Below are 25,615 nucleotides of genomic sequence, written 5' to 3' on the forward strand. Positions count from 1 at the left end.
AACCTACGGGATTTGATACCCTTCCACTGGCTTGCCTAATCTGTGCTGGCACCACGTCGCCAGAAACTCCACGCACACGCGAAGCTTCACGCTGCGATACAGCGGCTCCTGATAAACCGCCCAGATATTGGCGCTCTGTGCATAGTCCGGAAGTACACGCACCAGTTCACCGCTTGCCAGAAACGGTTGTACGTCCCATTCGGAACGCAACATGATCCCTTTTCCCTGCAGCGCCCACTGCAACACAATCTCACCGCTGTTCGATGACAGATGCCCGGCTACCTTGACCGATTTTTTCTCCTGACCGTTATCCAGTTCCCACACTCCGTGGGTCATATCGCGTTCTTTGGTGACCAGACAATCGTGCCGACTTAATTCCTGTAGCGTCATCGGCTCGCCATATTTTTGTAAATAGGTCGGGGCCGCACACAATATTCTTTTGTTTTTCGTTAACAAATGCGCAATATAATAATCAGGGATTTCATCATTAATACGAATATCTAAATCGATATTATCCTGCGCCAAATCAATTTGTCGATCGTAAAGCTCAAAATGCACCTGTAACTCAGGATAACTATGCATCAGTTCGGTAATGGCCGGCGCAATATAGCTGCGCCCAAAGCCAAAGCTACAGCCGATACGAATCATCCCCGCCGGGCGCGTTTTGATTTGCGTGACGTCATCAACCAGATGCTGGTAGCCCGCGAGGATCGCCTGCGCATGTTCATAGCAACGTTGACCACTTTCCGTTAACGCCACGCCGCGCGCAGAGCGGTTAAGCAACGTCGTCCCCAGCGTGGATTCGAGAATTTGAATACGTTTTGTCACAAACGCAGGCGTCTGCCCCAGCGTGGCGGCAGCGGCGCTAAAGCTGCCGCTATGAACAATTTCAACCAGCACCTGCAGGTCTTTCGCCAGGGGATACGTGTTCAGCATGGTCGGTATATCCGTAATGTTGTTAACCGCAGTGTAATTCCCTCACGCGTATTAAACCCTGCCTTTGCGCAATTTTTATTGCCTTACCTGGACATCATTCACGAACTGTTAATTGGATATTCACAGTGGCAAATAATATAAAACCACACTTTTAGTGATAGTTTGTGGCGGAGAATTTATTTCCAGAAAATAAAAGAACTGGAGTTTACAAGATGAGCAATCAAAATAACCAAAATGCGATAAATACGCTGACAAACATTGTCGCGAACTTTACCGCCATGATTTCTACCCGTATGCCCGACGACGTGGTGGATAAATTAAAACAGCTGCGGGAAGGCGAAGACTCGCCGATGGGTAAAATCATCTACCACACTATGTTTGACAACATGCAGAAAGCGATTGATCTGAACCGTCCGGCCTGCCAGGACACCGGCGAGATTATGTTCTTTGTAAAGGTCGGTTCCCGTTTTCCGCTGTTGGGTGAGCTGCAAAGCATCCTGAAACAAGCCGTTGAAGACGCCACGGTCAAAGCGCCGCTGCGCCATAACGCGGTAGAGATTTTTGACGAAGTGAATACCGGCAAAAATACCGGCACCGGTGTACCGTGGATTACCTGGGACATCATTCCTGATAATGATGACGCGGAAATCGAAGTCTACATGGCAGGCGGCGGCTGTACCCTGCCAGGACGCTCGAAAGTGTTAATGCCTTCAGAAGGCTACGAAGGCGTAGTGAAATTTGTCTTCGAAAATATCTCCACGTTGGCCGTTAACGCCTGCCCGCCGGTGCTGGTGGGCGTAGGCATTGCCACCTCAGTAGAAACTGCCGCAGTGCTTTCCCGTAAAGCGGTGCTGCGTCCTATCGGCTCACGTCATCCCAACCCAAAAGCGGCCGAACTGGAACTGCGTCTGGAAGAAGGACTTAACCGACTGGGCATTGGTCCGCAGGGGTTGACCGGCAATAGCTCCGTGATGGGCGTGCATATCGAATCCGCCGCGCGCCACCCGTCGACTATCGGCGTTGCTGTTTCCACCGGCTGCTGGGCGCACCGTCGCGGCACGCTGTTGGTTCATGCTGATCTCTCCTTCGAAAATCTGTCTCACACCCGGAGCGCGTTATGAAAAAGATCCTCACCACCCCGATTAAAGCCGAAGATCTGGAAGATATTCGCGTTGGCGATGTCATTTACCTGAGCGGTACGCTGGTGACCTGCCGCGACGTGTGTCACCGTCGCCTGATCGAACTGAAGCGCCCAATTCCTTATGACCTGAACGGCAAGGCTATTTTCCACGCAGGCCCAATCGTGCGTAAGAACGGTGATAAATGGGAGATGGTCTCCGTCGGTCCAACCACCAGTATGCGTATGGAAGCTTTTGAGAAACAGTTTATCGAGCAGACCGGCGTCAAGCTGGTGGTCGGTAAAGGCGGTATGGGACCGTTGACAGAAGAAGGCTGCAAGCAGTTCAAAGCGCTGCATGTGATCTTCCCGGCAGGTTGCGCCGTACTGGCGGCCACTCAGGTTGAAGAGATTGAAGAAGTGCACTGGACGGAGCTGGGCATGCCGGAATCCTTGTGGGTATGCCGGGTCAAAGAGTTCGGCCCGCTGATTGTGTCCATCGACACCCACGGCAACAACCTGATCGCCGAAAACAAAAAGCTGTTCGCTGAACGCCGCGATCCCATCGTGGAAGAGATTTGCGAGCACGTGCACTACATCAAATAACCCTTCCGGAGAGGCACAGAGCCTCTCCCCTTTCGCAGGGATATCACAATGGCACCTTTAGCTGGTTGGTGGCGATACCTGGCTCCGCTGGTGGTCATCGCCATTATTGCTGTTTTACCCGTCCCCACCGGTCTTGAGAGCCACACCTGGCTCTATTTTGCCGTCTTTACCGGTGTGATTGTGGGGCTCATTCTGGAACCTGTACCCGGCGCGGTCGTGGCGATGATTGGTATTTCGATCATCGCCGTACTTTCACCGTGGATCCTGTTCAGCCCGGAACAACTCGCGCAGGACGGTTTTAAATTTACCGCCAAATCGCTGTCGTGGGCCGTTTCTGGCTTTTCTAACTCGGTGATCTGGCTGATTTTCGCGGCCTTTATGTTTGGTACCGGCTATGAGAAAACCGGTCTCGGTCGGCGTATCGCGCTGATGTTAGTGAAAAAGATGGGGCACCGGACGTTATTCCTCGGTTACGCGGTGATGTTCTCCGAGCTTATCCTCGCCCCCGTCACGCCTTCCAACTCCGCGCGCGGGGCCGGGATAATCTACCCGATTATCCGCAACCTGCCGCCGCTGTATAACTCACAGCCCAATGACGCCAGTTCACGTTCTATTGGCTCCTACATCATGTGGATGGGCATTGTCGCCGACTGCGTCACCAGCGCGATTTTCTTAACGGCGATGGCGCCGAACCTGCTGCTGATCGGCCTGATGAAAGGCGCATCTCATACGGCGCTCAGTTGGGGCGACTGGTTCTTGGGTATGCTGCCGCTGAGCATTTTACTGGTGCTGATCGTGCCCTGGCTGGCGTATGTGTTGTACCCGCCGGTGCTGAAATCCGGCGATCAGGTGCCGCGCTGGGCGGATACAGAATTAAAAGCGATGGGACCGCTCTGCGCACGTGAGAAAAAGATGCTCGGGCTGATGGTCGGCGCGCTGGTGTTGTGGATCTTCGGTGGCGATTATATTGACGCCGCAATGGTCGGTTACAGCGTGGTGGCATTGATGCTGGTACTGCGCATCATCAGTTGGGATGACATCGTCAGCAATAAAGCCGCATGGAACGTCTTTTTCTGGCTGGCCTCGTTAATAACCCTGGCGACCGGGCTGAATAACACCGGTTTTATTACCTGGTTCGGCAAGCTACTGGCAAACGGGCTGAGCGGCTATTCACCGATCATGGTGATGGTGGCGCTTATCGTGGTCTTTTATTTACTGCGCTACTTCTTTGCCAGCGCCACGGCGTATACCTCCGCCCTTGCGCCGATGATGATCGCCGCCGCGCTGGCGATGCCGGAAATCCCGTTGCCGGTCTTCTGCCTGATGGTCGGCGCCGCTATTGGCCTGGGCAGTATTCTGACCCCCTACGCCACCGGCCCAAGCCCTATCTACTACGGCAGCGGCTATTTGCCAACGGTTGACTACTGGCGGCTGGGCGCTATTTTTGGCCTGATTTTCCTCGTGCTGCTGGTGATCACCGGTCTGGTCTGGATGCCTCTCGTTTTACAGTAAAATCCCATTGGGGCGACGTCTTGTCGCCCCTTTATCCATAAGCTTCTCATATGATCGATTTCCCGATGCGCTGAGGCATACTTTTTTGTACGCAAACACCCTCATGCTGATAAGGGAAACGCTCTGGACACGCTGGCGCACGAGACACTCACACGAGGCTGGCAGGCCGAACTGGATCTGCACTTTACCCGCACCGGGCACAAAACGGTGCTCGCCTCGGCGCGTCACTATGGACCTTTGACGGTTCAACGTCCGTTTTATCCCGAAGAAGAGGTATGTCACCTCTATTTGCTTCATCCACCTGGCGGGATCGTCGGCGGGGATGAGCTACATATTTCCGTATCACTCGATGAAAACAGCCATGCGTTAATCACTCAGCCCGGCGCGGGAAAATTTTATCGCAGCCGTGGGCCGCAGGCGTTGCTACGCCAGCATTTCACGCTCGCCCCGCACACCACGCTGGAGTGGCTGCCGCAGGATACGATCTTCTTTCCCGGCGCTAATGCCACCGTCCAGTCCGTATTTCATCTGACGTCCGCAAGCCATTTGCTGGCCTGGGATCTGCTGTGTCTCGGACGCCCTGTCATGCAGGAAACGTTCAGCCACGGCACGCTACAAAACCGTCTGGAAGTGTGGCGGGATGGGCAACCGCTACTGATAGAGCGTTTGCAGGTGCAGGCAGGGAATCTGAGCGGCGTCGCACATCATCCCTGGATTGGTACGTTGCTGTGTTACCCGGCCAATGAACACATGCTGGAGGGAACGCGCGAGCGGCTTACGCCATTGGGGGATTATGCCGGGGCAACGCTTAACGACTCGCTGCTGACAATCCGCTTTCTGGCGAACGACAACCTGATTGCTCAGCGCGTTATGCGTGACATCTGGCAATTTCTGCGCCCGCTGCTGACACACAAAGCGCCCATGCTACCGCGAATCTGGCAAACCTAAGAGGCCCATTATGGAACTGACCCCCAGAGAAAAAGACAAGCTGTTGCTGTTTACCGCCGCGCTGGTGGCAGAACGTCGCCTGGCCCGCGGGCTGAAGCTGAATTACCCGGAATCAGTGGCGCTGATTAGCGCTTTCATTATGGAAGGGGCGCGCGACGGGCAAACCGTGGCCGCGCTGATGGAAGACGGGCGTCACGTGCTGCGCCGCGATCAGGTGATGGAAGGCGTACCAGAGATGATCCCGGATATTCAGGTTGAAGCCACATTCCCGGACGGTTCGAAACTGGTCACCGTCCACAACCCGATCGTCTAAGGAGCGGCAATGATCCCAGGTGAGTATCAGATCTCAGCAGGCAACATTGCGATCAATCAGGGGCGCGAAACCTGCACGATCGTAGTGGAAAATCACGGCGACAGACCCATCCAGGTGGGATCGCACTATCACTTTTACGAGGTGAACCCGGTGCTGCGCTTTGACAGGGCAGCTACGCGGGGCTTTCGTCTTAACATTGCCGCAGGTACAGCGGTGCGTTTTGAACCGGGGCAAAAGCGCGAAGTCGAACTGGTGCGCGTCGCTGGCGCACAAAGGATGGTGGGTTTTCGCAGTGAAGTGATGGGCGCGCTGGAGGCAGATAATGAGTAACATTTCCCGCCAGGCGTACGCCGACATGTTTGGCCCAACCACCGGCGATAAAGTACGTCTGGCGGATACTGACTTGTGGATCGAGGTGGAAAAAGACTTCACCACCTACGGCGAAGAGGTCAAATTCGGCGGCGGAAAAGTGATCCGCGACGGTATGGGCCAGGGACAAATGCGCGCCCAGGCGTGTGTGGATCTGGTGATAACCAACGCGCTGATCGTTGATCACTGGGGGATCGTCAAAGCGGATATCGGCATCAAAGACGGCAGGATCTTCGCCATCGGCAAAGCGGGTAATCCCGATATTCAGCCCAATGTCACAATCCCGATAGGCGTAGGAACAGAAGTCATCGCCGGAGAAGGCAAGATCGTCACCGCGGGCGGCGTGGATACGCATATTCACTGGCTCTGCCCGCAGCAGGCGCAAGAAGCGCTGGTTTCCGGCGTGACGACGATGATCGGCGGCGGTACCGGTCCGGCCGCAGGCACCAATGCCACCACCTGCACGCCGGGCCCGTGGTACATCGCCCGCATGCTGCAGGCGGCAGACACGTTGCCGGTTAACATTGGTTTGCTGGGCAAAGGCAATGGTTCAAACCCTGACGCCCTGCGCGAGCAAATCACTGCCGGCGCCATTGGCCTGAAGATCCACGAAGACTGGGGCGCCACGCCTGCCGCTATCGACTGCGCGCTGACCGTGGCCGACGAAATGGACATCCAGGTAGCGCTGCACAGCGACACGCTCAATGAGTCCGGTTTTGTTGAGGATACGCTGGCAGCGATCGGCGATCGCACCATTCATACTTTCCATACCGAAGGCGCGGGTGGCGGCCATGCGCCGGATATCATCACCGCCTGCTCACATCCGAATATTTTGCCCTCCTCCACCAACCCGACGCTGCCTTATACCGTCAACACCATCGACGAGCATCTCGACATGCTGATGGTCTGCCACCATCTCGATCCGGATATCGCTGAAGACGTCGCCTTCGCCGAATCGCGCATTCGCCGGGAAACGATCGCTGCCGAAGATGTTCTGCATGATATTGGCGCATTTTCCCTGACCTCGTCCGATTCACAGGCGATGGGGCGCGTGGGCGAAGTGATCCTGCGCACCTGGCAGGTGGCGCACCGCATGAAGGTTCAGCGTGGTCCGCTGGCAGAAGAAATCGGCGACAACGACAATCAGCGTGTTAAACGCTACATCGCCAAGTACACCATCAATCCGGCGTTGACCCACGGTATCGCCCACGAAGTCGGCTCGGTTGAGCCCGGTAAACTGGCCGACCTGGTGCTGTGGTCGCCGGCCTTTTTTGGCGTAAAACCGGCGACCATCGTGAAGGGCGGGATGATCGCCTGCGCGCCGATGGGTGATATCAACGCCTCAATCCCTACCCCGCAGCCGGTGCATTACCGCATGATGTTCGGCGCGCTTGGCGCAGCTCGGCATCACACCCGTCTGACCTTTATTTCACAGGCTGCCGACGCGCAAAACGTCCCGCAGCAACTTAATTTGCAAAGCGCTATCGCCGTCGTCAAAGGCTGCCGGACGGTAAAAAAGGCTGACATGATCCACAACGCTCTGCAGCCTAATATCACCGTCGATGCCCAGACCTACGAGGTACGCATTGATGGTGAACTGATTACCAGCGACCCGGCAGACGTTTTGCCGATGGCGCAACGCTATTTCCTGTTTTAAGGAGTGAGGATGATCTACCTGACCCAACGCCTTGACCATGCCCACCGCGTCACCGCAAGCGTCACGCTACCCATTGATGTTCGGGTAAAAAGCCGCGCCAGAGTGGCGCTGAGCGATGGCCGCGAAGCCGGATTAATGCTACCGCGCGGTTTACTGTTACGCGGCGGCGATCTGCTGACTACCGACGATGGCCGCGAAGTGATCGAAGTGATCGCCGCGCCGGAGTCGGTTTCCGTCGTGCGCTGCGCCGACCCTTTTTTGCTCGCCAAAGCCTGTTACCACCTTGGTAATCGCCACGTACCGTTGCAGATCCTGCCCGATGAGCTGCGCTACCACCACGATCATGTGCTGGACGATATGTTGCGCCAGTTCAACCTCGAGGTGGCGTTTGCCCAATTGCCGTTTGAGCCGGAAGCGGGTGCCTATGCCAGCGAGTCACACGGGCATCATCACGGCCATGCGCACTGATGCATAGCACCCAACAGCTGCGCCTGATGCAGCTCGCCAGCAGCAGTCTCCCGGTGGGATCGTTTACCTGGTCTCAGGGTCTGGAGTGGGCGGTGGAAATCGGCTGGGTGAAAAGCGTCGATGACTTCTCTGACTGGCAAATTCAGCAGATGGAGCACAACTTTTTTACCGTCGACTTACCGCTGCTGGCGAGATTGTATCGCGCCTGTGAGCAGGACGATCTCGCCGCCGCGCGCCGCTGGACCGCTTACCTGCTGGCCTGTCGGGAAACCCGCGAACTGCGGGATGAAGAACGCAGCCGGGGCATCGCCTTTACGCGGCTGGTCACCGACTGGGAACCAGACTGTTCCCGGGAATGGCGCACGCTCTTTACCGACAGCCAGCTGTGCGGCATGGCCTGGCTGGGCGTACGCTGGAAAATCCCCCTGACGAATCTGGCATTAAGCCTCGGCTACAGCTGGATTGAGAGCGCAGTGATGGCAGGCGTCAAACTGGTTCCCTTTGGCCAGCAGGCGGCGCAGCGGTTGATTATTTCGCTTGGCGATCGTTACGCGCAAGGTCTGGCACAAGCGCTGGCGTGTCCTGACGCCAGCCTCGGATCCGCAACGCCGTTAGCCGCCATCGCGTCTGCCCGGCATGAAACCCAATATTCCCGCTTATTCCGTTCCTGAGGAGAAAAAATGAGTGATTACAAGCATCCCCTGCGCGTGGGCGTTGGCGGCCCGGTTGGCTCCGGCAAAACAGCGCTGCTGGAAGCGTTATGCAAAGCCATGCGCAGCAGCTATCAACTGGCGGTCGTGACTAACGATATCTATACCAAAGAAGATCAGCGCATTCTCACCGAAGCAGATGCCCTGGAACCGGACAGAATAGTTGGTGTGGAAACTGGCGGCTGTCCACATACCGCCATCCGCGAAGATGCGTCGATGAATCTGGCCGCGGTCGAAGCGCTGAGCGAGAAATTCGGCAACCTGGATCTGATTTTTGTGGAAAGCGGCGGCGATAACCTGAGCGCCACCTTCAGCCCGGAATTAGCGGATCTGACGATCTACGTGATCGACGTTGCCGAAGGCGAGAAGATCCCGCGTAAAGGCGGGCCGGGGATCACCAAATCCGATTTTCTGGTGATCAACAAAACCGATCTGGCCCCTTACGTAGGCGCTTCGCTGGAGGTGATGGAACGCGATACCCTGCGCATGCGCGGCGAGCGTCCGTGGACGTTTACTAACCTGAAGGCGGGCGACGGTCTGGCGACGATTATTGCGTTTCTGGAAGAGAAAGGAATGTTGCGGGTGTAGCGCGGTTTATCGCCGGGTGGCGGCTTCGCCTGACCCGGCCTACGGTTTTGTTGGCCCGGTAAGCAAAGCCACCACCGGGCAAAAAACTCACGCCGCCGGTAATTCCGCCAGCGGCCAGCGTGGACGCACGGTCACGCCAAGATCCGCCGTTGCGCCCGCTTTAAAACGCACCATCCCCGCGTAGGCGATCATCGCCCCGTTGTCGGTACAAAATTCCGGGCGCGCATAGAACACTTCGCCGCGGCGTTTTTGCATCATTTCGGCCAGTTTTGCGCGCAGCGTGCGGTTAGCGCTCACGCCCCCCGCCATCACCAGACGTTTAAAACCGGTTTGATCCAGCGCGCGTTTGCACTTGATCATCAGCGTATCAACCACCGCATCTTCAAAGGCACGGGCGATATCTGCACGCGTTTGATCGTCATTTTCGTTATTACGAATCGTATTCGCGGCGAAGGTTTTCAGGCCGGAGAAGCTGAAATCCAGCCCCGGACGGTCGGTCATCGGACGCGGGAAGACAAAGCGTTTTTCCACACCCTGTGACGCCAGCTTAGACAGCATTGGGCCGCCAGGATAATCCAGCCCCAGCAGCTTGGCGGTTTTGTCAAACGCTTCACCTGCCGCGTCATCAATCGATTCACCCAGTAATTCATACTGACCGATACCAGTGACGCTAATCAGTTGCGTGTGCCCACCGGAAACCAGCAGCGCGACGAACGGAAAAGCAGGAGGATTCTCTTCCAGCATCGGCGCCAGCAAATGCCCTTCCATGTGGTGCACAGGAATTGCCGGCACGCCCCAGGCGAACGCCAGCGAACGTCCTACGGTTGCGCCGACCAGCAGCGCGCCAACCAGACCAGGACCTGCGGTGTACGCCACCGCATCGATCTCTTTTGCCGTGAGTCCCGCTTCTTTCAGCGCGGCCTGAATCAGCGGTACGGTTTTACGTACGTGATCGCGCGAGGCCAGTTCTGGCACTACGCCGCCGTAGTCAGCGTGTAATTTCACCTGACTATACAATTGGTTGGCTAAAAGACCTTTTTCATCGTCGTAAATGGCGATGCCGGTTTCATCGCAGGATGTTTCAATACCCAGTACACGCATGACTTGTTTTACCTCGCTCTATTACCGCGCAGTGTAGGACCAATGCGGGTTGATGTAAAACTTTGTTCGCCCCAGGCGCATGCCTCGTGTATACTCCTTGTCCTTATAAAAGTCCCTTTCAAAATCGCGTGGGTGCTTTACAAAGCAGCAGCAATTGCAGTAAAATTCCGCACCATTTTGAAATAAGCTGGCGTTGATGCCAGCGGCAAACCGAATTTATTAAAGGTGAGAGTTACATGCCGGTAATTAAAGTACGTGAAAACGAGCCGTTCGACGTAGCACTGCGTCGCTTCAAGCGTTCATGCGAAAAAGCAGGTGTTCTGGCGGAAGTTCGTCGTCGTGAGTTCTATGAAAAACCGACTACCGAACGTAAGCGCGCTAAAGCTTCTGCTGTGAAACGTCACGCGAAGAAACTGGCTCGCGAAAACGCACGCCGTACTCGTCTGTACTAATTCATTGAGAGCTAAAGCTCTCAATTCAGACTGAGTTGTAGTTGTAAGGCCGTGCTTCCGGAAGGAATGCGCGGCTTGTTTTCGTTTATACATCAGCAATTACACAAAATCATTCACACTGTATCAAAGCGGCAAGTGAGTGAATCCCCGGAGCTTACTTAAGTAAGTGACAGGGGTGAGCGAGTGCAGCCAACGCAGAGACAGTTTGAAGGATGAAGTGTAATAACGGGGCATATGGCTGGACGAATCCCACGTGTATTTATTAATGACCTGCTGGCAAGAACCGACATCGTCGATCTCATCGACGCGCGGGTAAAGCTGAAAAAGCAGGGCAAAAATTATCACGCGTGCTGTCCGTTCCATAATGAAAAAACCCCCTCTTTCACCGTAAACGGTGAAAAACAGTTTTATCACTGCTTTGGGTGTGGCGCGCATGGCAACGCCGTCGACTTTCTCATGAACTACGACAAGCTCGAGTTTGTGGAAACCGTCGAAGAACTGGCCGCAATGCACAACCTTGAAGTGCCCTATGAAGCAGGCAGTGGCCCCAGTCAGATAGAGCGCCATCAACGGCAAAGCCTTTATCAATTGATGGACGGCCTGAACACTTTTTATCAACAGTCTTTGATGCAGCCCGCCGCTACCCCTGCGCGCCAGTACCTGGAAAAGCGAGGATTAAGTAGCGACGTTATCACCCGTTTTGCTATTGGTTTTGCCCCCCCCGGCTGGGATAACGTCCTGAAACGGTTTGGCGGCAATGCTGAGAATCGCAAATCGTTGGTCGATGCGGGGATGTTGGTCACCAACGATCAGGGACGCAGTTACGATCGTTTTCGCGAACGGGTGATGTTCCCCATCCGCGACAAACGTGGTCGGGTCATTGGTTTTGGTGGACGCGTGCTGGGCGATGCCCTGCCGAAGTATCTGAACTCCCCGGAAACCGATATTTTCCATAAAGGTCGCCAGCTGTATGGCCTTTATGAAGCCCAGCAGGATAACGCCGATCCACAGCGCCTGTTAGTGGTGGAAGGTTATATGGATGTGGTGGCGCTGGCGCAATACGGCATTAACTACGCCGTGGCATCCCTTGGGACGTCAACCACCGCCGATCACATCCAGCTGTTGTTTCGCGCGACGAACAACGTGATTTGCTGCTACGACGGCGACCGTGCCGGACGCGACGCAGCATGGCGCGCGCTGGAAACCGCACTGCCTTATATGACAGACGGCCGCCAGCTACGCTTTATGTTTTTACCTGATGGCGAAGATCCCGATACGTTAGTGCGTAAAGAAGGGAAAGAGGCTTTCGAAGCCCGGATGGAGCAGGCGTTGCCGCTCTCTGCGTTTTTATTTAATAGCCTGTTGCCACAGGTAGATTTGAGTACCCCGGACGGACGCGCGCAGCTCAGCACGCTGGCGCTGCCACTGATCACTCAGGTGCCGGGCGAAACGTTGCGCATTTATCTGCGACAGGAGTTGGGAAACAAGCTCGGCATTCTGGATGACAGCCAGCTTGAACGTTTAATGCCAAAACTGGCAGAAAATGGCGCTTCCCGCCCTGTTCCACAGCTAAAACGTACGACCATGCGTATACTTATAGGGTTGCTGGTGCAAAACCCGGACCTTGCTCCGCTGGTTCCGCCGTTAGGCGCGCTGGACAGCAATAAGCTGCCTGGACTTGGCTTATTCAGAGAACTGGTCAACACTTGTCTGGCTCAGCCAGGCCTGACCACCGGCCAACTTTTAGAGCACTATCGTGGCACAAATGATGCTGCAACCCTTGAAAAACTGTCGATGTGGGACGATATAGCAGATAAAGATATCGCAGAAAAAACCTTCACCGACTCACTCAACCATATGTTTGATTCGATGCTTGAACTGCGCCAGGAAGAGTTGATAGCTCGTGAGCGCACACACGGTTTAAGCAGCGAAGAACGCCGGGAACTCTGGACGCTGAACCAGGAACTGGCCAAGAAATAAGAGAAAGACAAAACAAAGACAAAATCATTCGCGTTGTATCAAGGCAGCAAGTGAACGAACGCCTGGGAGTGTACATAAGTACATGACCAGGAAGAGAGAACGCAGCTAACGCAGAGACAACGTGAAAGATGAAGTATTTAACGGCTTAACTGCCGAATATCGATCGGGAAGCCCCCGACAGCCGCACGGAGAGGCAGCGGCAAAATATAAGTATGCCCTCGTTTTGCCGTTGGCGGTTTTACCGCCCAACACCAATCAAACGAATTAAGTGTGGATACCGTCTTATGGAGCAAAACCCGCAGTCACAGCTGAAGCTTCTTGTCCAACGTGGTAAGGAGCAAGGCTATCTGACCTATGCCGAGGTCAATGACCATCTGCCGGAAGATATCGTCGATTCAGATCAAATCGAAGACATCATCCAAATGATCAATGACATGGGTATTCAGGTGATGGAAGAAGCACCTGATGCCGATGATCTGCTGCTTGCTGAAACCTCCAACAGCACCGATGAAGACGCGGAAGAAGCGGCTGCCCAGGTTCTGTCCAGCGTTGAGTCCGAAATCGGCCGTACAACTGACCCGGTCCGCATGTACATGCGTGAAATGGGTACCGTTGAACTGTTAACCCGTGAAGGCGAAATCGACATCGCTAAGCGCATCGAAGACGGGATTAACCAGGTTCAATGCTCCGTTGCTGAATACCCGGAAGCCATCACCTATCTGCTTGAGCAATACGATCGCGTAGAAGCTGAAGAAGCGCGTCTGTCCGATCTCATCACCGGCTTTGTCGATCCTAACGCGGAAGAAGACATGGCGCCAACGGCGACCCACGTCGGTTCTGAACTCTCTCAAGAAGAGATGGATGAAGATGAAGACGAAGATGAAGAAGATGACGACGACAGCAGCGATGACGACAACAGCATCGACCCTGAATTAGCGCGTGAAAAATTCGCTGAGCTGCGTACCCAGTACGAAATCACCCGCGACACGATCAAGGCCAAAGGCCGCAGCCATGCTGCCGCGCAGGAAGAAATTCAGAAGCTGTCTGAAGTGTTCAAACAGTTCCGCCTGGTGCCGAAGCAGTTCGACTACCTGGTAAACAGCATGCGCGTCATGATGGACCGCGTGCGTACTCAGGAACGTCTGATCATGAAGCTCTGCGTTGAGCAGTGCAAAATGCCGAAGAAAAACTTCATCACTCTGTTCACTGGCAATGAAACCAGCGAAACCTGGTTCAACGCGGCAATCGCGATGAACAAACCGTGGTCTGAAAAACTGCACGACGTGGCAGATGACGTTCACCGCGGCCTGCAGAAACTGCAGCAGATTGAAGAAGAAACCGGCCTGACCATCGAGCAGGTCAAAGATATCAACCGTCGCATGTCCATCGGTGAGGCGAAAGCCCGTCGTGCGAAAAAAGAGATGGTTGAAGCGAACTTACGTCTGGTTATCTCTATCGCCAAGAAATACACCAACCGTGGTCTGCAGTTCCTCGATCTGATTCAGGAAGGCAACATCGGTCTGATGAAAGCGGTTGATAAGTTTGAATACCGTCGTGGTTACAAGTTCTCCACCTACGCAACCTGGTGGATCCGTCAGGCAATTACCCGCTCTATCGCGGATCAGGCGCGTACCATCCGTATTCCGGTGCATATGATTGAGACCATTAACAAGCTCAACCGTATTTCCCGTCAGATGCTGCAAGAGATGGGCCGTGAGCCGACGCCGGAAGAGCTGGCTGAACGCATGCTGATGCCGGAAGACAAGATCCGTAAAGTGCTGAAGATCGCCAAAGAGCCTATCTCCATGGAAACGCCGATCGGCGACGATGAAGATTCGCATCTGGGTGATTTCATCGAGGATACCACCCTCGAGCTGCCGCTGGACTCTGCCACTACCGAGAGCCTGCGTGCCGCAACGCACGACGTTCTGGCTGGCCTGACCGCTCGTGAAGCGAAAGTTCTGCGTATGCGTTTCGGTATCGATATGAACACCGACCACACGCTGGAAGAAGTGGGTAAACAGTTCGACGTTACCCGCGAACGTATCCGTCAGATCGAAGCGAAGGCGCTGCGTAAACTGCGCCACCCGAGCCGTTCTGAAGTGCTGCGTAGCTTCCTCGACGATTAATCTCGCCGTATAAGTTCAAACGCCACCGCAAGGTGGCGTTTTTATTTACATCCCGCGCATGACCAGCGCGTCATCCAGCTCACGATACGCCTCCACCAGCTTATCCAGTGTTATCCGGCTCAATCCGCTGGGATTTGGCAATACCCAAATCTGCGTCGCGCCAATGGTCAGCGTCTGCTTTCCCCACTGCGCTCCGCGCTGACTAAAGCCTTGCTCGAACGCCTGCTTGCCAAGAATCGCCAGCGCGGCGGGCTGATAGTCATCAATCTTTTCAATAAGCTTACGGCCACCGCTACGCATCTCCTGTAGCTTCACTTCATTAGCCTGCACCGTTGGCCTGTCGACAAATTTAGTCACGCCACAGCGGAAATCCAGCAGGTGTTGCGCCTCTTCTGGCTTCAGTTGGCGATCGGTAAATCCCGCCTGATGGATGACCTTCCAGAAGCGATTGGCGGGATGCGCAAAGGGGAATCCTGTACCTGCGGAAGATAGCCCCGGATTGATGCCGCAAAACACCACCCGCAGCCCTGGTGCCAGTATGTCCTTAACCATAATTACTCCGAACAATACATCAGAGTAACAGTATAACGGACTGATAATACATTGTTTATAAAATCAGCATCCGTACGCTTATGTCTGGATTGCGACGCGGAGTTACTTTATAATCCACCGCCACGGCCCCTTAGCTCAGTGGTTAGAGCAGGCGACTCATAATCGCTTGGTCGCTGGTTCAAGTCCAGCAGGGGCCACCAAATTTCAAGGGCTTGCGAGAAATCGCAGGTCCTTTTTTATTAATCTTTCGTTTAGATATGTCTGCCCAATAAACAGCATGTGGCAACCCTTCTGGACGCCGCCATCCGGAGATGGAAACGTCCGTTAGCGTTTTATTCGATAGTCAGCTCACACGAGTTCTTTGAGCTGCTCCTGCATGTAGGTTGAAAAATACTCTGGGTTTTTGATAAGGATGCGGTTACCGGAGGCAACTTTTTCTGCCCATCCGGCCACTTTTTTCGTGAACTCAGGATTCCATCCCTCCTGCTCACCCCGTGCCATCACAACTTCCGGACTCGCTGGCACACCTAAGTCATGCAAATACTTTAGAATTCCCTTAGCGGTGCTTTCATCCATTGAATGGGGTACTGACGCCGAAGTGTTCATACCACCAATAAAATCCAAGGCTTTCTCAATTGCTGTTGGCATGCTCTTATCCTTAAAATTAACCACGTTAGAGACACCTTGATACTATGTACCCAACTCCGCCGGGATATCAAAGAGAACATCGCCTTTCTTTGACTTACCCCGCAGCTAAACGCTTGCGCGGCTGTTTTCTGCGCTATTTTTTTGCTTCTCCGGCTAAAACCAGCCCAGTCGCCACCGCATTGCGCGGGCCTTCAGTGCCACGGATGTTGCCCTGCCCGGCGACAACGCCGTAATGCGCCAGCGCATCGGTGATCATCTGCGGAATTTCAAAATCCAGCGATGAGCCGCCTACCAGCACCACAAACGTGATATCGCGAATGGAGCCGCCAGGTGATACCTGGCGTAACGCGCGCAGACAGTTGGTGACAAAAACTTTCTCTTTGGCCTGACGACGCACCAGACGAATCTTCTCCAGCGAGGTCTGGTTATCAACCGGGATCAGCTCGCCGTCTTTCAGATACACCACTTTGGCAAATACTGACGGGCTGAGCGGTTCACGAAAAAACTCCACCGCGCCGTTCTCGTGGCGAATGCTGAACAGGCTCTCCACTTTGGCCAGCGGGTATTTTTTAATTTCCTCTGCTAAAAACGGATCGCTTAAGCCCAGTTCCGTTTGAATTAGCAGGCTGACCATATTCCCCGCCCCGGCAAGATGTACCGCCTTCACTACGCCGTCGCTATTAATAATGGCTGCATCGGTGGATCCTGCGCCTAAATCGAGGATCGCCAGCGGCGCGGCGCATCCGGGCGTCGTTAACGCGCCAGCCACGGCCATGTTGGCTTCCACCCCTCCCACCTCCACGGGCGTGTTTAGCCGCGCGCTCAGTTCGCTGGCGATAGCCTGCATCTGTAAGCGGTCAGATTTCACCATCGCCGCAATGCCAACGGCGTTCTCCATTGAGCATTCACCGGCAATGCCACCCTGCACCTCGCGGGGAATAAACGTATCCACCGCCAGAAGATCCTGAATATGCACGGCGTTCATGTCATGACCGGTCAGCGAGGCCATCACCTTACGCACCCGCTCAAGCATCCCGCCCGCGTGCGTACCTGCTTCACCGCGAATATCGCACACGGGCGTGCAGGCGCTCATCGCCTGCATAATGGCCTGCGCGCCTTGCGCTACGTCAGCTTCACCGCCGCGCTTTTCGCCACGAATAAAGATCTTACCCGCCGGGATCGTTCGCGACTGCACATCCCCCTGCGGTGTTTTCAGCACCACAGCGGAGCGGTTGCCAATCAGCGCTCTGGCGATAGGGACGATGGTTTGCGTTTCCTCCGGCGTCAGGGCAAAAAAGGTCGCGATGCCGTAAGGATTCGACAATACCCGCACCACCTGCCCTGCAGCCGCCACTTCCACCGCCGCCAGCACACCTTCCGGAACCTTCTCCAGTAGCGTGACTTCATCGACCACCGGCATTGCCCGACGCAGGCGATTGTTCACCAGCACGCCATCATCTTTTTTCAGGATCGCCGCCACCACGTTGATCCCACGATCCAACGCCTCATTGATGAGCCAGACCGCTTCGAGGAAATCGATCTCTTCGCCTACCAACGGGATCCAGCCCTGCGCAAAGCGCTCCTCGCTCAGTGATGCCAGCTTATCCACGCTGATGGTGGTTCCCATCCCCACGCCGACGCCCCCCGGCGTCTGCGGGTTATGACCAATCATTGTCGATTCCGTAATGATGGTTTCAGTGATGGTTTCCATCGCCACATCGCCAATCACCGGCGCGGCCTCATTGATGCAGATTTTCGCCACGTCCTGAAGCGACCACGGCGTTTTATCCAGTGCCTGCTGCAGGGAGGTCACCACCCCGGCAATATTGTCCCGCGTCCCTTTCATGCCCGTGGTGGCGACAATTCCGCTGGCAATAAACCGTCCATGTTGCGCCAACGCCACTTCGGTGGTGGCGTTGCCGATATCAATCCCGGCGATTAACGGCATGCGCCCTCCGTCACTGGCTGCCTTTACGCAGCTTGTTTCTCTGCTGATACACCTCTGCCGACTCGCGGACAAAAGCGGCGTTCACCGTGGCATGCCAGGTGTGCTCCAGCTCATCGGCAATCGCCTGTAGCTCCGCGAATGAAGAACGAAACGGACGTAGCGCATTGTAGATCTCCAGAATACGAGCATCCGGGATGGCAATCAGCTCCGCCGCGCGACGGAAATTGCGCGCCACGGCGTGACGCTGCATCTGTTCGGCAATCTGCGCCTGGTACTCCAGCGTTTGCTGAGAAATACGCACATCCTGCGGCCCGACCTTGCCTGCCAGCACATTCTCAAGGGTTATGTCGGTTAACGGTTTCCCGCCAGGCGTCTGGATTTTCTCCGGGCAGCGGGTGGCTAATGGGTAATCCTGCGCGGTCATGATGTTGTCGTTCATGGTCATTCCCTTACCAGTGCAATATGCAGCGTGACGGGTGCAGCATCCTGCACCACGTGTTTGGTTTCTTTGATGTGAAACAGCGCGGCCTTGGCCATAAATTTAGGGCGCACCATCTGGTCATTGACCACCGGCACCGGCGAAGGCGACTCTTTGCGTGCATAGCGCGCGGCGTTTTTACCGATCTGGCGATAGGTTTCCAGCGTCAGCAGCGGAGCCTGAGAGAACAGCTCCAGGTTACTCAGCGGTAGCAGATCGCGCTGATGAATCACCGTGGTTCCCTTCGACTGGATACCAATCCCGATGCCGGAACCACTGAGATTAGCCGCATCCCACGCCATAAAAGAAACATCCGAGGTGCGCAGAATTCTCACCACCCGCGCATGCAGCCCCTCTTCTTCAATCCCTGCCACCAGCTCTTTAAGAATCGCCTTATGCGGCATATCAATCAGGGTTTTGTGCTGATACTTATCAAAGGCCGGACCGACGCCAATCACCACTTCATCTACGCGTTCGTCCGCTGTAGCCGCCTCGCCTTCGCTTACCTGCAAGGTGAAAACCGGCTTACGTTCAGTTGTGCATTCCACGGTGTACCGCCTTATTCAATTGAGCCAGGCTGAACCACGCCCGCGATATTTTTAATTTCCGCCCAGCGCTCGGCAGAGATGCGATAGCCGGTGCCTGGTCCCTGATAATCATTAATGTCGTTAACAGCGCTGACCACCTCAAACTGGCGATCCAGAATGGCCGACGTTTGCAGGTAATCACCGGTGACGCGCTGTCTCAGCATATTGAGGATGTTACTGGCGATATCTTCGAAGCCGCTACGGCTTAGCGCGCCGACGATATCCAGCCCGGTAATATTGCGCTTCATCATCTCTTCCACGGCGGCCAGATCTTCCACCACATTGCGCGCGGGCATATCTTTGCTGCCGTGAGCGTAAGTGGCGGCCTCAACTTCCTCATCGCTAATCAACGGCAGGCCCAGTTCGCGGAACACCGCCTGAATGGCGCGCGCCGCCTTGTTACGGATGGCGATGGTTTCTTCTTCGGTTACAGGACGCAGACCACCGTCCACCATCAGATCGCGTTGCAGAATGTTGTAATCATCGAAGTCTTCCGCATCGAAGTTCGACCCGGCAAACATGTTGTCGTAGTTCGGCACGGCACTATAGCCGGAGAAGATAAAGTCGGTACCCGGCAGCATTTGCATCAGGGTACGGGCGGTACGGCGAATATCTGAGTGGGAAAAGGTCTGGTCATTGGCGGAGGCCACTTCAAGGTCGAGCATCGAGGCAATCAGGTTTTCCGCCAGCACCGCGCGGATCCCCGACGGCACTGCGCCGGTCATGCCGATACAGCTGACCGCGCCGTTTTGCAGCCCCTGTACACCCGCGCCTTTGGTGATAAAGATGCAGCGCGACTCCAGATAGAGCATCGATTTACTCTCGGAATAGCCCATCAGCGCTTCCGAACCGGTACCGGAGGTATAACGCATTTTCAGCCCGCGAGACGCATAGGCCGAGGCGAGAAACGCTTTGGACCACGGCGTATCATCGCCGTCGGTAAACACCGACTCTGTACCGTATACCGATACCGTTTCGGCGTAGCTGGTTAACCCGCGCATCCCCAGCTCCAGCTCCGTCGCCTCCTCAACGGAACATTGCGTGAGCACGCCAGGACGACCGCACTGGGAACCGACCAAAAGCGCCAGGGCGTTAAACGGCGCATAGCGGGCGATGCCGACCGTGGTTTCCTGTTCTGAAAAACCACGGATCCCCGCTTCAGCCGCATCGGCGGCAATCTGTACCGGGTTGTCTTTCAGGTTAGTGACATGGCACTGGTTGGATGGCGTGCGCCTGGCGCGCATTTTTTGCAGCGCCATCATCATTTCCACCACGTTCATTTTCGCCATCACCTCCACCGCTTTCGCCGGCGTGATGGCGGTGGTAATAGCAACAATCTCTTCCCGGCTGACGTGGATATCCACCAGCATTCTGGCGATCTCCAGCGCATCGAGCCGCATTGCCCGTTCAGTTTCAGCCACGTTAATCGCGTAGTCGGCAATAAAACGGTCAATCATGTCGAACTCGGCGCGGCTCTTGCCGTCCAGCTCAACAATACGACCATTCTCTACCTTCACCGACGAAGCCGGATCGTAGGGGCTTTCCATGGCGATCAGCCCCTCTTCAGGCCATTCGCCAATCAGCCCATCCTGATTTACAGGGCGCTTCGCAAGCACTTCGAATCGTTTTGATCTTCTCATAGTTTATGGACTCAAAAGATAAAAAATAGGGACGCCGGGCCGTATTGCCGGGGACACACCACCCGGCATTCGCCTTTCATCAGCAATGGCCGAACTCTAAATGAGCACAGCAATAAAAAAATAAAATTAATTTCGTTCCAATTTGGCACGTAATAAAAATTCATCGTTCCATATTGAAACGGTTCTCAGGAATAGCCGGAGAGAATTGTGACGAAGTTAAATGATCATTATCAATAAATGCCGATACGCAAAATCAAATTAATATTTTTGAAATTCTCACCCTATTGACTCAATAACGCGTGGCGACAAAATAAAGCCAAACCCAATGATAAAAAATAGCTGTCTCGCGATATTTTCGTGACCTCAGCCCTACACTATTTTCAGGAGAAACTGTGAATAAGAGCCAACCAATCGCCACCATTACGCTGGCGGCTGCGAAAAAAATGGCGCAGGCCGTCGAGGCTAAAGCGTCTGAGATCAACGTGCCGGTGGTCTTTTCCGTGGTGGATCGCGGCGGAAACACGCTGCTGATGCAACGCATGGACGACGCGTTTGTCACCAGCTGTGATATTTCTCTTAATAAAGCGTATACCGCCTGCTGTCTGCGCCAGGGGACCCATGAAATTACCGACGCGGTACAACCGGGTGCGTCACTATATGGTTTACAGCTAACGAATCAACAGCGGATCGTTATTTTTGGCGGCGGCTTACCTGTCATGTTAAACGATAAATTAATCGGTGCTGTCGGCGTAAGTGGCGGTACTGTCGAACAAGACATGTTATTAGCGCAAACCGCACTGGATTGTTTTTCTGAATTATAATTTAAATCTAAGAAGGTAAATTATGAGCTATCGTATGTTTGATTACCTGGTGCCAAATGTGAATTTCTTTGGCCCGAATGCTATTTCCGTCGTGGGCGAACGCTGCAAACTGTTGGGCGGTAAAAAAGCGCTGCTGGTGACTGATAAAGGTCTGCGAGCCATTAAGGACGGCGCGGTTGATAAAACCCTCGAACATCTGCGTGAAGCCGGTATTGACGTGGTGGTGTTTGACGGCGTCGAGCCAAACCCCAAAGACACCAACGTGCGCGACGGTCTGGAAGTTTTTCGTAAGGAGCAATGCGATATTATCGTTACCGTCGGCGGTGGTAGTCCGCATGACTGCGGTAAAGGCATCGGTATCGCGGCGACGCACGAAGGCGATCTCTATAGCTATGCCGGGATTGAAACCCTGACCAATCCGCTGCCGCCGATCGTCGCGGTGAATACCACCGCCGGTACCGCCAGCGAAGTCACCCGCCACTGCGTACTGACCAATACCAAAACCAAAGTGAAGTTTGTGATTGTCAGCTGGCGCAACCTGCCTTCAGTCTCTATTAATGACCCGCTGCTGATGCTCGGCAAACCTGCGCCACTGACCGCAGCGACCGGGATGGACGCCCTGACACACGCTGTTGAGGCCTATATTTCAAAAGATGCCAACCCGGTTACCGACGCCGCCGCTATCCAGGCAATTCGTCTGATCGCCCGTAATTTGCGCCAGGCCGTAGCGCTGGGCAGCAACCTGAAAGCTCGTGAAAACATGGCCTATGCCTCTTTGCTGGCGGGTATGGCCTTCAATAACGCCAACCTTGGTTACGTTCACGCGATGGCGCATCAGCTTGGCGGTCTGTACGACATGCCGCACGGCGTAGCAAATGCCGTCCTGCTGCCGCACGTGGCGCGCTATAACCTGATCGCTAATCCGGAGAAATTTGCCGACATCGCAGAGTTTATGGGTGAGAACACCGACGGTCTGTCCACCATGGATGCCGCCGAACTGGCGATTCATGCCATCGCTCGCCTGTCAGCCGATATCGGTATTCCGCAGCATCTGCGCGAGCTGGGCGTCAAAGAAGCCGATTTCCCGTATATGGCGGAAATGGCGCTGAAAGACGGCAATGCCTTCTCCAACCCGCGTAAAGGGAATGAGAAAGAAATTGCCGGGATCTTCCGTCAGGCATTCTGATCAATAAGGGGGCGCAATGTCACTTTCATCACCGGGCGTACATCTGTTTTATCACTCACGCTGGCAGGATACGCGCGTGCTTGATGAACTATGCTGGGGGCTGGAAGAGCAAGGCGTCCCTTGCCGGACAATCTGTTGCGACGCACATGACTGCGCGCTGGCCCTCAGCAAGCTGGCGGCTAAAAGCTCAACGCTACGCGTGGGTCTCGGCCTCAGCGCCAGCGGTGATATTGCCCTAACCCACGCCCAGCTACCCGAGGATCGGGCGCTGGTCCGTGGGCATATCGCCGCCGGGGCAGCAATGATCCGCATGCTCGGCGCCAATGCTGGCCAACTGGTCAAAGTGCTTCCCTTTAGCGAGATAAAATAAATGTACCGCATCTATGCCCGAACCGGTGATAAAGGCACGACTGCGCTGTTTGGCGGCAGCCGTATCGACAAAGACGACATCCGCGTTAACGCCTACGGTACGGTGGATGAACTGATTTCCCAGCTTGGCGTCTGCTATGCCAGCTCGCGCCAGGCAGAATTACGCGAAGATCTGCATGCCATCCAGAAGATGCTGTTTGTGCTGGGGTCGGAACTCGCCAGCGATGAGAAAGGTCTCGCCCGCTTAACGCAGACGATTAACGCCGAGGATATTCAGGCGCTGGAGCAGCTTATTGACCGCAATATGGCGCAGAGCGGCCCCCTGAAAGAATTTGTCATTCCGGGAAAAAATCTGGCATCGGCACAGCTACACGTTGCGCGCACCCTGGCACGCCGGCTGGAGCGGATCCTCATCGCGATGGACAGAACGCTGACGTTACGCGATGAACCCAAGCGTTATATCAACCGACTGTCGGATGCGCTGTTCTCCATGGCCAGAATCGAAGAAACTACTCCAGATGTTTGCGCTTAAACTGGCTGGCGTCGATGTCGTACTGCTTCATCTTACGCCACAAGGTCGTGCGACCAATATTCAGCAGTTGCGACATCTCCTGCACGCGCCCACTGGTGACGCGGGCAGCGTGGATAATCGCCTCTTTTTCGATAGCGGTAAATGTCAGGCTGGCTGGCAGCAGGGAAGACGCGGTCTCCAGACCGGGGCGCTCGGCAAACAGATAATCAGGTAAATTACTCAGCCGGATATGGCCGTTATCGCTACTGATGGCGATGTTTTCGATAATGCTGTTCAGCTCGAAGTCATTGCCCGGCCACGAATAAGCCACCAGTTGCGCCAGCGCGTCGTCGTCGATCTTCAGGCTGGTTGAAAAGCGTTTTTTCAGGCTATTCAGTCGCGTATAAATCAGCGAGGGAATACTGTTACGCCGCGCGCGTAGCGGCGGGATAACAATCTCAAAAGAGTGCAGCGCGTAATACAGCTGGCGGCTAAAGCGGTTTTGCTCCACCAGATTAGCGAGATCAACCGTGGTGGTGGCGATCACTTTTACATCCACCGGGATCAGGCGACGGGCATCCAGGCGGGTTAATACTCCCTGCTTGATCACCTGTAACAGCGCGGATTGCAGTTCCGGCGCCAGATATTCAATTTTCTCCAGAAACAGCGTGCCGCCGTTCGCCAGCTCAAGGCGGCTCAACCGACCATTTTCATCATCGGTGGGTGCACTGCCCATAAAATCCTGCCCCAGCACGCTGTTGGCATACAGCTGACAGTTGACGGCGATATACGGCCCACTGGCGCGTTCACTTTCATTGTGAATGGCCTGGCTCAGCAGCTCTTTCCCGACGCCCTCTTCCCCGCACAGCAGGATCGGGAAACTCCCCCTTGCCGCCTGGCGACCAAAATGGATCAAGCGTCGGGTTTCTGGATCGTCCGTCGACATCTGCTCAAAGGTGTGGCTCACCTTACCGAGCTGGCTGGTCATCAGCTGACGCATTTGCTCCACCGGGTGCAGCAGCAGGATAAAGCTGTTGCCCTGCTCCTCAACAATCGGCTTCAGGGTGATGACGGCATCAACAAACTGGTGCTGACTTTCAAAAGTGACTTCGACGTGATTCAGACCGCGGGCATGTTTAATTGCCCGACGCAGCAGCATGGGCAAATTGAGCAGGTCGTGAATGTTTTTGCCCTGGCTGGCCTGCGCGTCGAGATGCAAAAGCAGCGCCGCGCGCGCATTGAGGAACTGCAACACCCCCTGCTCATTCCAGGCCATCACGCCATCATCCATGCTCTCCAGCAGCCCGTACATCTGGTTCAGATGGCGGTTGGATTCTGCCAGCAGGCTGTCGGTCAGCAATGAATTGCCGACTTCTCTGGCAATCGCCAGCGTCAGGGATAAATCAGAAACGGACTCATGTTCTACCAGACAGCACAATGAGATGGAGCCAAACAGACGTCCATGGTTATCGAACACCGGCGTCGAGCAGAACGACCACGGATGCAACGCCTGTTTAAAGTGCTGAGCGCCAGAGGTTTTTGTCGGCTGCCCCGGCATCGTCGCCAGCGACAGCGCACAACTGCCGATAATGCTTTCCGCGCAATAGCTGCCGTCGCGAAACCCAAGGTCCGCCAGCTGTTCTATCGTCTGCGGATCGCCGCAACGGCTGAGAATACAGGCCGATTCATCCAGAATCAGCAGTGCGCACGGACGACCGTCCATAAACTCCCAGGCATCTTCCAGCGCGGCCTGCGCAATCGTCAGCAGCGCCGTCTTGCGACGACAAATCGACTCAAAGGTCAGCCCTTGCGCCTGATGCGGCGCCTGCCAGGTTTCCCGCTGCATAAACTTGCTGCAACGATGCCAGGACTGGGCGAGAACCGAAGAGACTTCCTGCCCGATGCTATGCGTGTGCGCCGTCATATCCATTTCCGCTGTTTTGCCATAGACAACCCCTCCGGCAGAGACTGTCAGAGGGGGGGAAGATG

The 25,615-nt window shown here is 55.1% G+C and carries 26 protein-coding genes and 1 tRNA gene; 18 read left to right on the forward strand and 9 right to left on the reverse strand.

Translation table 11 applies throughout. The features are described from left to right. Window positions 1-3: 3 nt before the first annotated feature. On the reverse strand, window positions 4-936 hold the full coding sequence (gene ttdR, locus OGV69_RS03895) for an L-tartrate utilization transcriptional activator TtdR (protein ID WP_069324353.1): 933 nt from the start codon (window positions 934-936) through the stop codon (window positions 4-6). 212 nt (window positions 937-1,148) lie between these two features. Between ttdR and ttdA the strand changes: the two genes are divergently transcribed. The 10 genes from ttdA (at window position 1,149) to ureG (ending at window position 9,224) form a co-directional block, all read left to right on the forward strand. Then, window positions 1,149-2,057, forward strand: coding sequence for a L(+)-tartrate dehydratase subunit alpha (gene ttdA, locus OGV69_RS03900; RefSeq protein WP_069324354.1), 909 nt, complete (start codon window positions 1,149-1,151; stop codon window positions 2,055-2,057). Then, window positions 2,054-2,659: a L(+)-tartrate dehydratase subunit beta gene (ttdB, locus tag OGV69_RS03905; RefSeq protein ID WP_038633968.1), complete on the forward strand. Its 606-nt coding sequence runs from the start codon at window positions 2,054-2,056 to the stop codon at window positions 2,657-2,659. The genes ttdA and ttdB overlap by 4 nt, the downstream gene beginning before the upstream one ends. A 48-nt stretch (window positions 2,660-2,707) precedes the next feature. Next, a complete protein-coding gene (locus OGV69_RS03910) occupies window positions 2,708-4,171 on the forward strand; it encodes an anion permease (protein ID WP_069324355.1) in 1,464 nt (487 codons plus the stop codon). Between the two features lie 123 nt (window positions 4,172-4,294). After that, on the forward strand, window positions 4,295-5,119 hold the full coding sequence (locus OGV69_RS03915) for an urease accessory protein UreD (RefSeq protein ID WP_218069355.1): 825 nt from the start codon (window positions 4,295-4,297) through the stop codon (window positions 5,117-5,119). A gap of 10 nt (window positions 5,120-5,129) precedes the next feature. Further along, complete coding sequence (locus tag OGV69_RS03920) at window positions 5,130-5,432, forward strand: urease subunit gamma (RefSeq protein WP_003024678.1); 303 nt, start codon at window positions 5,130-5,132, stop codon at window positions 5,430-5,432. Between the two features lie 9 nt (window positions 5,433-5,441). Further along, complete coding sequence (locus tag OGV69_RS03925) at window positions 5,442-5,762, forward strand: urease subunit beta (protein WP_069324357.1); 321 nt, start codon at window positions 5,442-5,444, stop codon at window positions 5,760-5,762. Beyond that, window positions 5,755-7,458: an urease subunit alpha gene (gene ureC / locus OGV69_RS03930; protein ID WP_069324358.1), complete on the forward strand. Its 1,704-nt coding sequence runs from the start codon at window positions 5,755-5,757 to the stop codon at window positions 7,456-7,458. Before OGV69_RS03925 ends, ureC begins: the two co-directional genes overlap by 8 nt. 9 nt (window positions 7,459-7,467) lie before the next feature. Next, window positions 7,468-7,926 carry an urease accessory protein UreE gene (gene ureE, locus OGV69_RS03935; protein ID WP_042311069.1) on the forward strand — a complete coding sequence of 153 codons (459 nt, stop codon included), beginning with the start codon at window positions 7,468-7,470 and terminating at the stop codon, window positions 7,924-7,926. Continuing rightward, on the forward strand, window positions 7,926-8,597 hold the full coding sequence (locus OGV69_RS03940; RefSeq protein ID WP_038633984.1) for an urease accessory protein UreF: 672 nt from the start codon (window positions 7,926-7,928) through the stop codon (window positions 8,595-8,597). Before ureE ends, OGV69_RS03940 begins: the two co-directional genes overlap by 1 nt. Window positions 8,598-8,606: 9 nt before the next feature. After that, window positions 8,607-9,224 carry an urease accessory protein UreG gene (ureG, locus tag OGV69_RS03945; protein WP_286469111.1) on the forward strand — a complete coding sequence of 206 codons (618 nt, stop codon included), beginning with the start codon at window positions 8,607-8,609 and terminating at the stop codon, window positions 9,222-9,224. A gap of 87 nt (window positions 9,225-9,311) precedes the next feature. On the opposite strand, the gene tsaD is transcribed toward ureG, so the two are convergent. Beyond that, on the reverse strand, window positions 9,312-10,325 hold the full coding sequence (gene tsaD / locus OGV69_RS03950; protein ID WP_038633989.1) for a tRNA (adenosine(37)-N6)-threonylcarbamoyltransferase complex transferase subunit TsaD: 1,014 nt from the start codon (window positions 10,323-10,325) through the stop codon (window positions 9,312-9,314). Window positions 10,326-10,561: 236 nt separating this feature from the next. Between tsaD and rpsU the strand changes: the two genes are divergently transcribed. From rpsU to rpoD, 3 genes are all read left to right on the forward strand, one after another. Further along, window positions 10,562-10,777, forward strand: coding sequence for a 30S ribosomal protein S21 (gene rpsU, locus OGV69_RS03955; protein WP_001144069.1), 216 nt, complete (start codon window positions 10,562-10,564; stop codon window positions 10,775-10,777). Between the two features lie 234 nt (window positions 10,778-11,011). Then, a complete protein-coding gene (gene dnaG, locus OGV69_RS03960) occupies window positions 11,012-12,757 on the forward strand; it encodes a DNA primase (RefSeq protein ID WP_038633998.1) in 1,746 nt (581 codons plus the stop codon). Window positions 12,758-13,041: 284 nt separating this feature from the next. Next, window positions 13,042-14,886, forward strand: a complete 1,845-nt coding sequence (rpoD, locus tag OGV69_RS03965) for an RNA polymerase sigma factor RpoD (protein ID WP_038634001.1) — start codon at window positions 13,042-13,044, stop codon at window positions 14,884-14,886. A gap of 45 nt (window positions 14,887-14,931) precedes the next feature. Here the strand turns inward: rpoD and mug are convergent, their stop codons facing one another. Further along, window positions 14,932-15,438, reverse strand: a complete 507-nt coding sequence (mug, locus tag OGV69_RS03970) for a G/U mismatch-specific DNA glycosylase (RefSeq protein WP_069324359.1) — start codon at window positions 15,436-15,438, stop codon at window positions 14,932-14,934. Between the two features lie 124 nt (window positions 15,439-15,562). Between mug and OGV69_RS03975 the strand changes: the two genes are divergently transcribed. After that, window positions 15,563-15,638 (forward strand) — tRNA-Ile (locus tag OGV69_RS03975). Window positions 15,639-15,786: 148 nt separating this feature from the next. Here the strand turns inward: OGV69_RS03975 and OGV69_RS03980 are convergent. The 5 genes from OGV69_RS03980 to OGV69_RS04000 form a co-directional block, all read right to left on the reverse strand. Then, window positions 15,787-16,110, reverse strand: coding sequence for a DUF1889 family protein (locus OGV69_RS03980; RefSeq protein WP_001573898.1), 324 nt, complete (start codon window positions 16,108-16,110; stop codon window positions 15,787-15,789). A 109-nt stretch (window positions 16,111-16,219) separates the two neighbouring features. Continuing rightward, window positions 16,220-18,034: a diol dehydratase reactivase subunit alpha gene (locus tag OGV69_RS03985; protein ID WP_069324360.1), complete on the reverse strand. Its 1,815-nt coding sequence runs from the start codon at window positions 18,032-18,034 to the stop codon at window positions 16,220-16,222. Between the two features lie 10 nt (window positions 18,035-18,044). Beyond that, window positions 18,045-18,473 (reverse strand): diol dehydratase small subunit, encoded by a 429-nt coding sequence (locus OGV69_RS03990; protein WP_061382555.1) that lies wholly within the window; start codon window positions 18,471-18,473, stop codon window positions 18,045-18,047. A gap of 2 nt (window positions 18,474-18,475) precedes the next feature. Beyond that, window positions 18,476-19,060 (reverse strand): propanediol/glycerol family dehydratase medium subunit, encoded by a 585-nt coding sequence (locus OGV69_RS03995; protein ID WP_038634014.1) that lies wholly within the window; start codon window positions 19,058-19,060, stop codon window positions 18,476-18,478. Between the two features lie 11 nt (window positions 19,061-19,071). Then, complete coding sequence (locus OGV69_RS04000) at window positions 19,072-20,739, reverse strand: propanediol/glycerol family dehydratase large subunit (protein ID WP_069324361.1); 1,668 nt, start codon at window positions 20,737-20,739, stop codon at window positions 19,072-19,074. A 392-nt stretch (window positions 20,740-21,131) separates the two neighbouring features. Here OGV69_RS04000 and OGV69_RS04005 point away from each other — a divergent pair, with 392 nt between their 5' ends. Genes OGV69_RS04005 through OGV69_RS04020 form a run of 4 tightly spaced genes read left to right on the forward strand, consistent with a single transcriptional unit; the run spans window position 21,132 to window position 23,647 of the window. Further along, window positions 21,132-21,560 carry a GlcG/HbpS family heme-binding protein gene (locus OGV69_RS04005; RefSeq protein WP_038634020.1) on the forward strand — a complete coding sequence of 143 codons (429 nt, stop codon included), beginning with the start codon at window positions 21,132-21,134 and terminating at the stop codon, window positions 21,558-21,560. 22 nt (window positions 21,561-21,582) lie between these two features. Beyond that, window positions 21,583-22,746 carry a 1,3-propanediol dehydrogenase gene (gene dhaT / locus OGV69_RS04010; RefSeq protein ID WP_038634024.1) on the forward strand — a complete coding sequence of 388 codons (1,164 nt, stop codon included), beginning with the start codon at window positions 21,583-21,585 and terminating at the stop codon, window positions 22,744-22,746. 16 nt (window positions 22,747-22,762) lie between these two features. Further along, entirely contained in the window at window positions 22,763-23,116 is a 354-nt protein-coding gene (locus tag OGV69_RS04015; RefSeq protein ID WP_038634027.1) for a glycerol dehydratase reactivase beta/small subunit family protein, read from the forward strand. Beyond that, window positions 23,117-23,647, forward strand: a complete 531-nt coding sequence (locus OGV69_RS04020; protein WP_069324362.1) for a cob(I)yrinic acid a,c-diamide adenosyltransferase — start codon at window positions 23,117-23,119, stop codon at window positions 23,645-23,647. On the opposite strand, the gene dhaR is transcribed toward OGV69_RS04020, so the two are convergent. Beyond that, a complete protein-coding gene (gene dhaR, locus OGV69_RS04025) occupies window positions 23,625-25,550 on the reverse strand; it encodes a dihydroxyacetone kinase operon transcriptional regulator DhaR (RefSeq protein WP_069324425.1) in 1,926 nt (641 codons plus the stop codon). The two genes, OGV69_RS04020 and dhaR, sit on opposite strands and share 23 nt — an antisense overlap. Window positions 25,551-25,615: the final 65 nt, after the last annotated feature.

Source organism: Citrobacter sp. Cc139, from assembly GCF_030334645.1.
Classification (GTDB): domain Bacteria; phylum Pseudomonadota; class Gammaproteobacteria; order Enterobacterales; family Enterobacteriaceae; genus Citrobacter; species Citrobacter werkmanii.

Bases quoted from the DNA above. Each gene is read 5' to 3' on its own strand.
- ttdR (WP_069324353.1), bottom strand. From the start codon at position 936: ATGCTGAACACGTATCCCCTGGCGAAAGACCTGCAGGTGCTGGTTGAA.
- ttdA (WP_069324354.1), top strand. From the start codon at position 1,149: ATGAGCAATCAAAATAACCAAAATGCGATAAATACGCTGACAAACATT.
- ttdB (WP_038633968.1), top strand. From the start codon at position 2,054: ATGAAAAAGATCCTCACCACCCCGATTAAAGCCGAAGATCTGGAAGAT.
- OGV69_RS03910 (WP_069324355.1), top strand. From the start codon at position 2,708: ATGGCACCTTTAGCTGGTTGGTGGCGATACCTGGCTCCGCTGGTGGTC.
- OGV69_RS03920 (WP_003024678.1), top strand. From the start codon at position 5,130: ATGGAACTGACCCCCAGAGAAAAAGACAAGCTGTTGCTGTTTACCGCC.
- OGV69_RS03925 (WP_069324357.1), top strand. From the start codon at position 5,442: ATGATCCCAGGTGAGTATCAGATCTCAGCAGGCAACATTGCGATCAAT.
- ureC (WP_069324358.1), top strand. From the start codon at position 5,755: ATGAGTAACATTTCCCGCCAGGCGTACGCCGACATGTTTGGCCCAACC.
- ureE (WP_042311069.1), top strand. From the start codon at position 7,468: ATGATCTACCTGACCCAACGCCTTGACCATGCCCACCGCGTCACCGCA.
- OGV69_RS03940 (WP_038633984.1), top strand. From the start codon at position 7,926: ATGCATAGCACCCAACAGCTGCGCCTGATGCAGCTCGCCAGCAGCAGT.
- ureG (WP_286469111.1), top strand. From the start codon at position 8,607: ATGAGTGATTACAAGCATCCCCTGCGCGTGGGCGTTGGCGGCCCGGTT.
- tsaD (WP_038633989.1), bottom strand. From the start codon at position 10,325: ATGCGTGTACTGGGTATTGAAACATCCTGCGATGAAACCGGCATCGCC.
- rpsU (WP_001144069.1), top strand. From the start codon at position 10,562: ATGCCGGTAATTAAAGTACGTGAAAACGAGCCGTTCGACGTAGCACTG.
- dnaG (WP_038633998.1), top strand. From the start codon at position 11,012: ATGGCTGGACGAATCCCACGTGTATTTATTAATGACCTGCTGGCAAGA.
- rpoD (WP_038634001.1), top strand. From the start codon at position 13,042: ATGGAGCAAAACCCGCAGTCACAGCTGAAGCTTCTTGTCCAACGTGGT.
- mug (WP_069324359.1), bottom strand. From the start codon at position 15,438: ATGGTTAAGGACATACTGGCACCAGGGCTGCGGGTGGTGTTTTGCGGC.
- OGV69_RS03985 (WP_069324360.1), bottom strand. From the start codon at position 18,034: ATGCCGTTAATCGCCGGGATTGATATCGGCAACGCCACCACCGAAGTG.
- OGV69_RS03990 (WP_061382555.1), bottom strand. From the start codon at position 18,473: ATGAACGACAACATCATGACCGCGCAGGATTACCCATTAGCCACCCGC.
- OGV69_RS04000 (WP_069324361.1), bottom strand. From the start codon at position 20,739: ATGAGAAGATCAAAACGATTCGAAGTGCTTGCGAAGCGCCCTGTAAAT.
- dhaT (WP_038634024.1), top strand. From the start codon at position 21,583: ATGAGCTATCGTATGTTTGATTACCTGGTGCCAAATGTGAATTTCTTT.
- OGV69_RS04015 (WP_038634027.1), top strand. From the start codon at position 22,763: ATGTCACTTTCATCACCGGGCGTACATCTGTTTTATCACTCACGCTGG.
- OGV69_RS04020 (WP_069324362.1), top strand. From the start codon at position 23,117: ATGTACCGCATCTATGCCCGAACCGGTGATAAAGGCACGACTGCGCTG.
- dhaR (WP_069324425.1), bottom strand. From the start codon at position 25,550: ATGACGGCGCACACGCATAGCATCGGGCAGGAAGTCTCTTCGGTTCTC.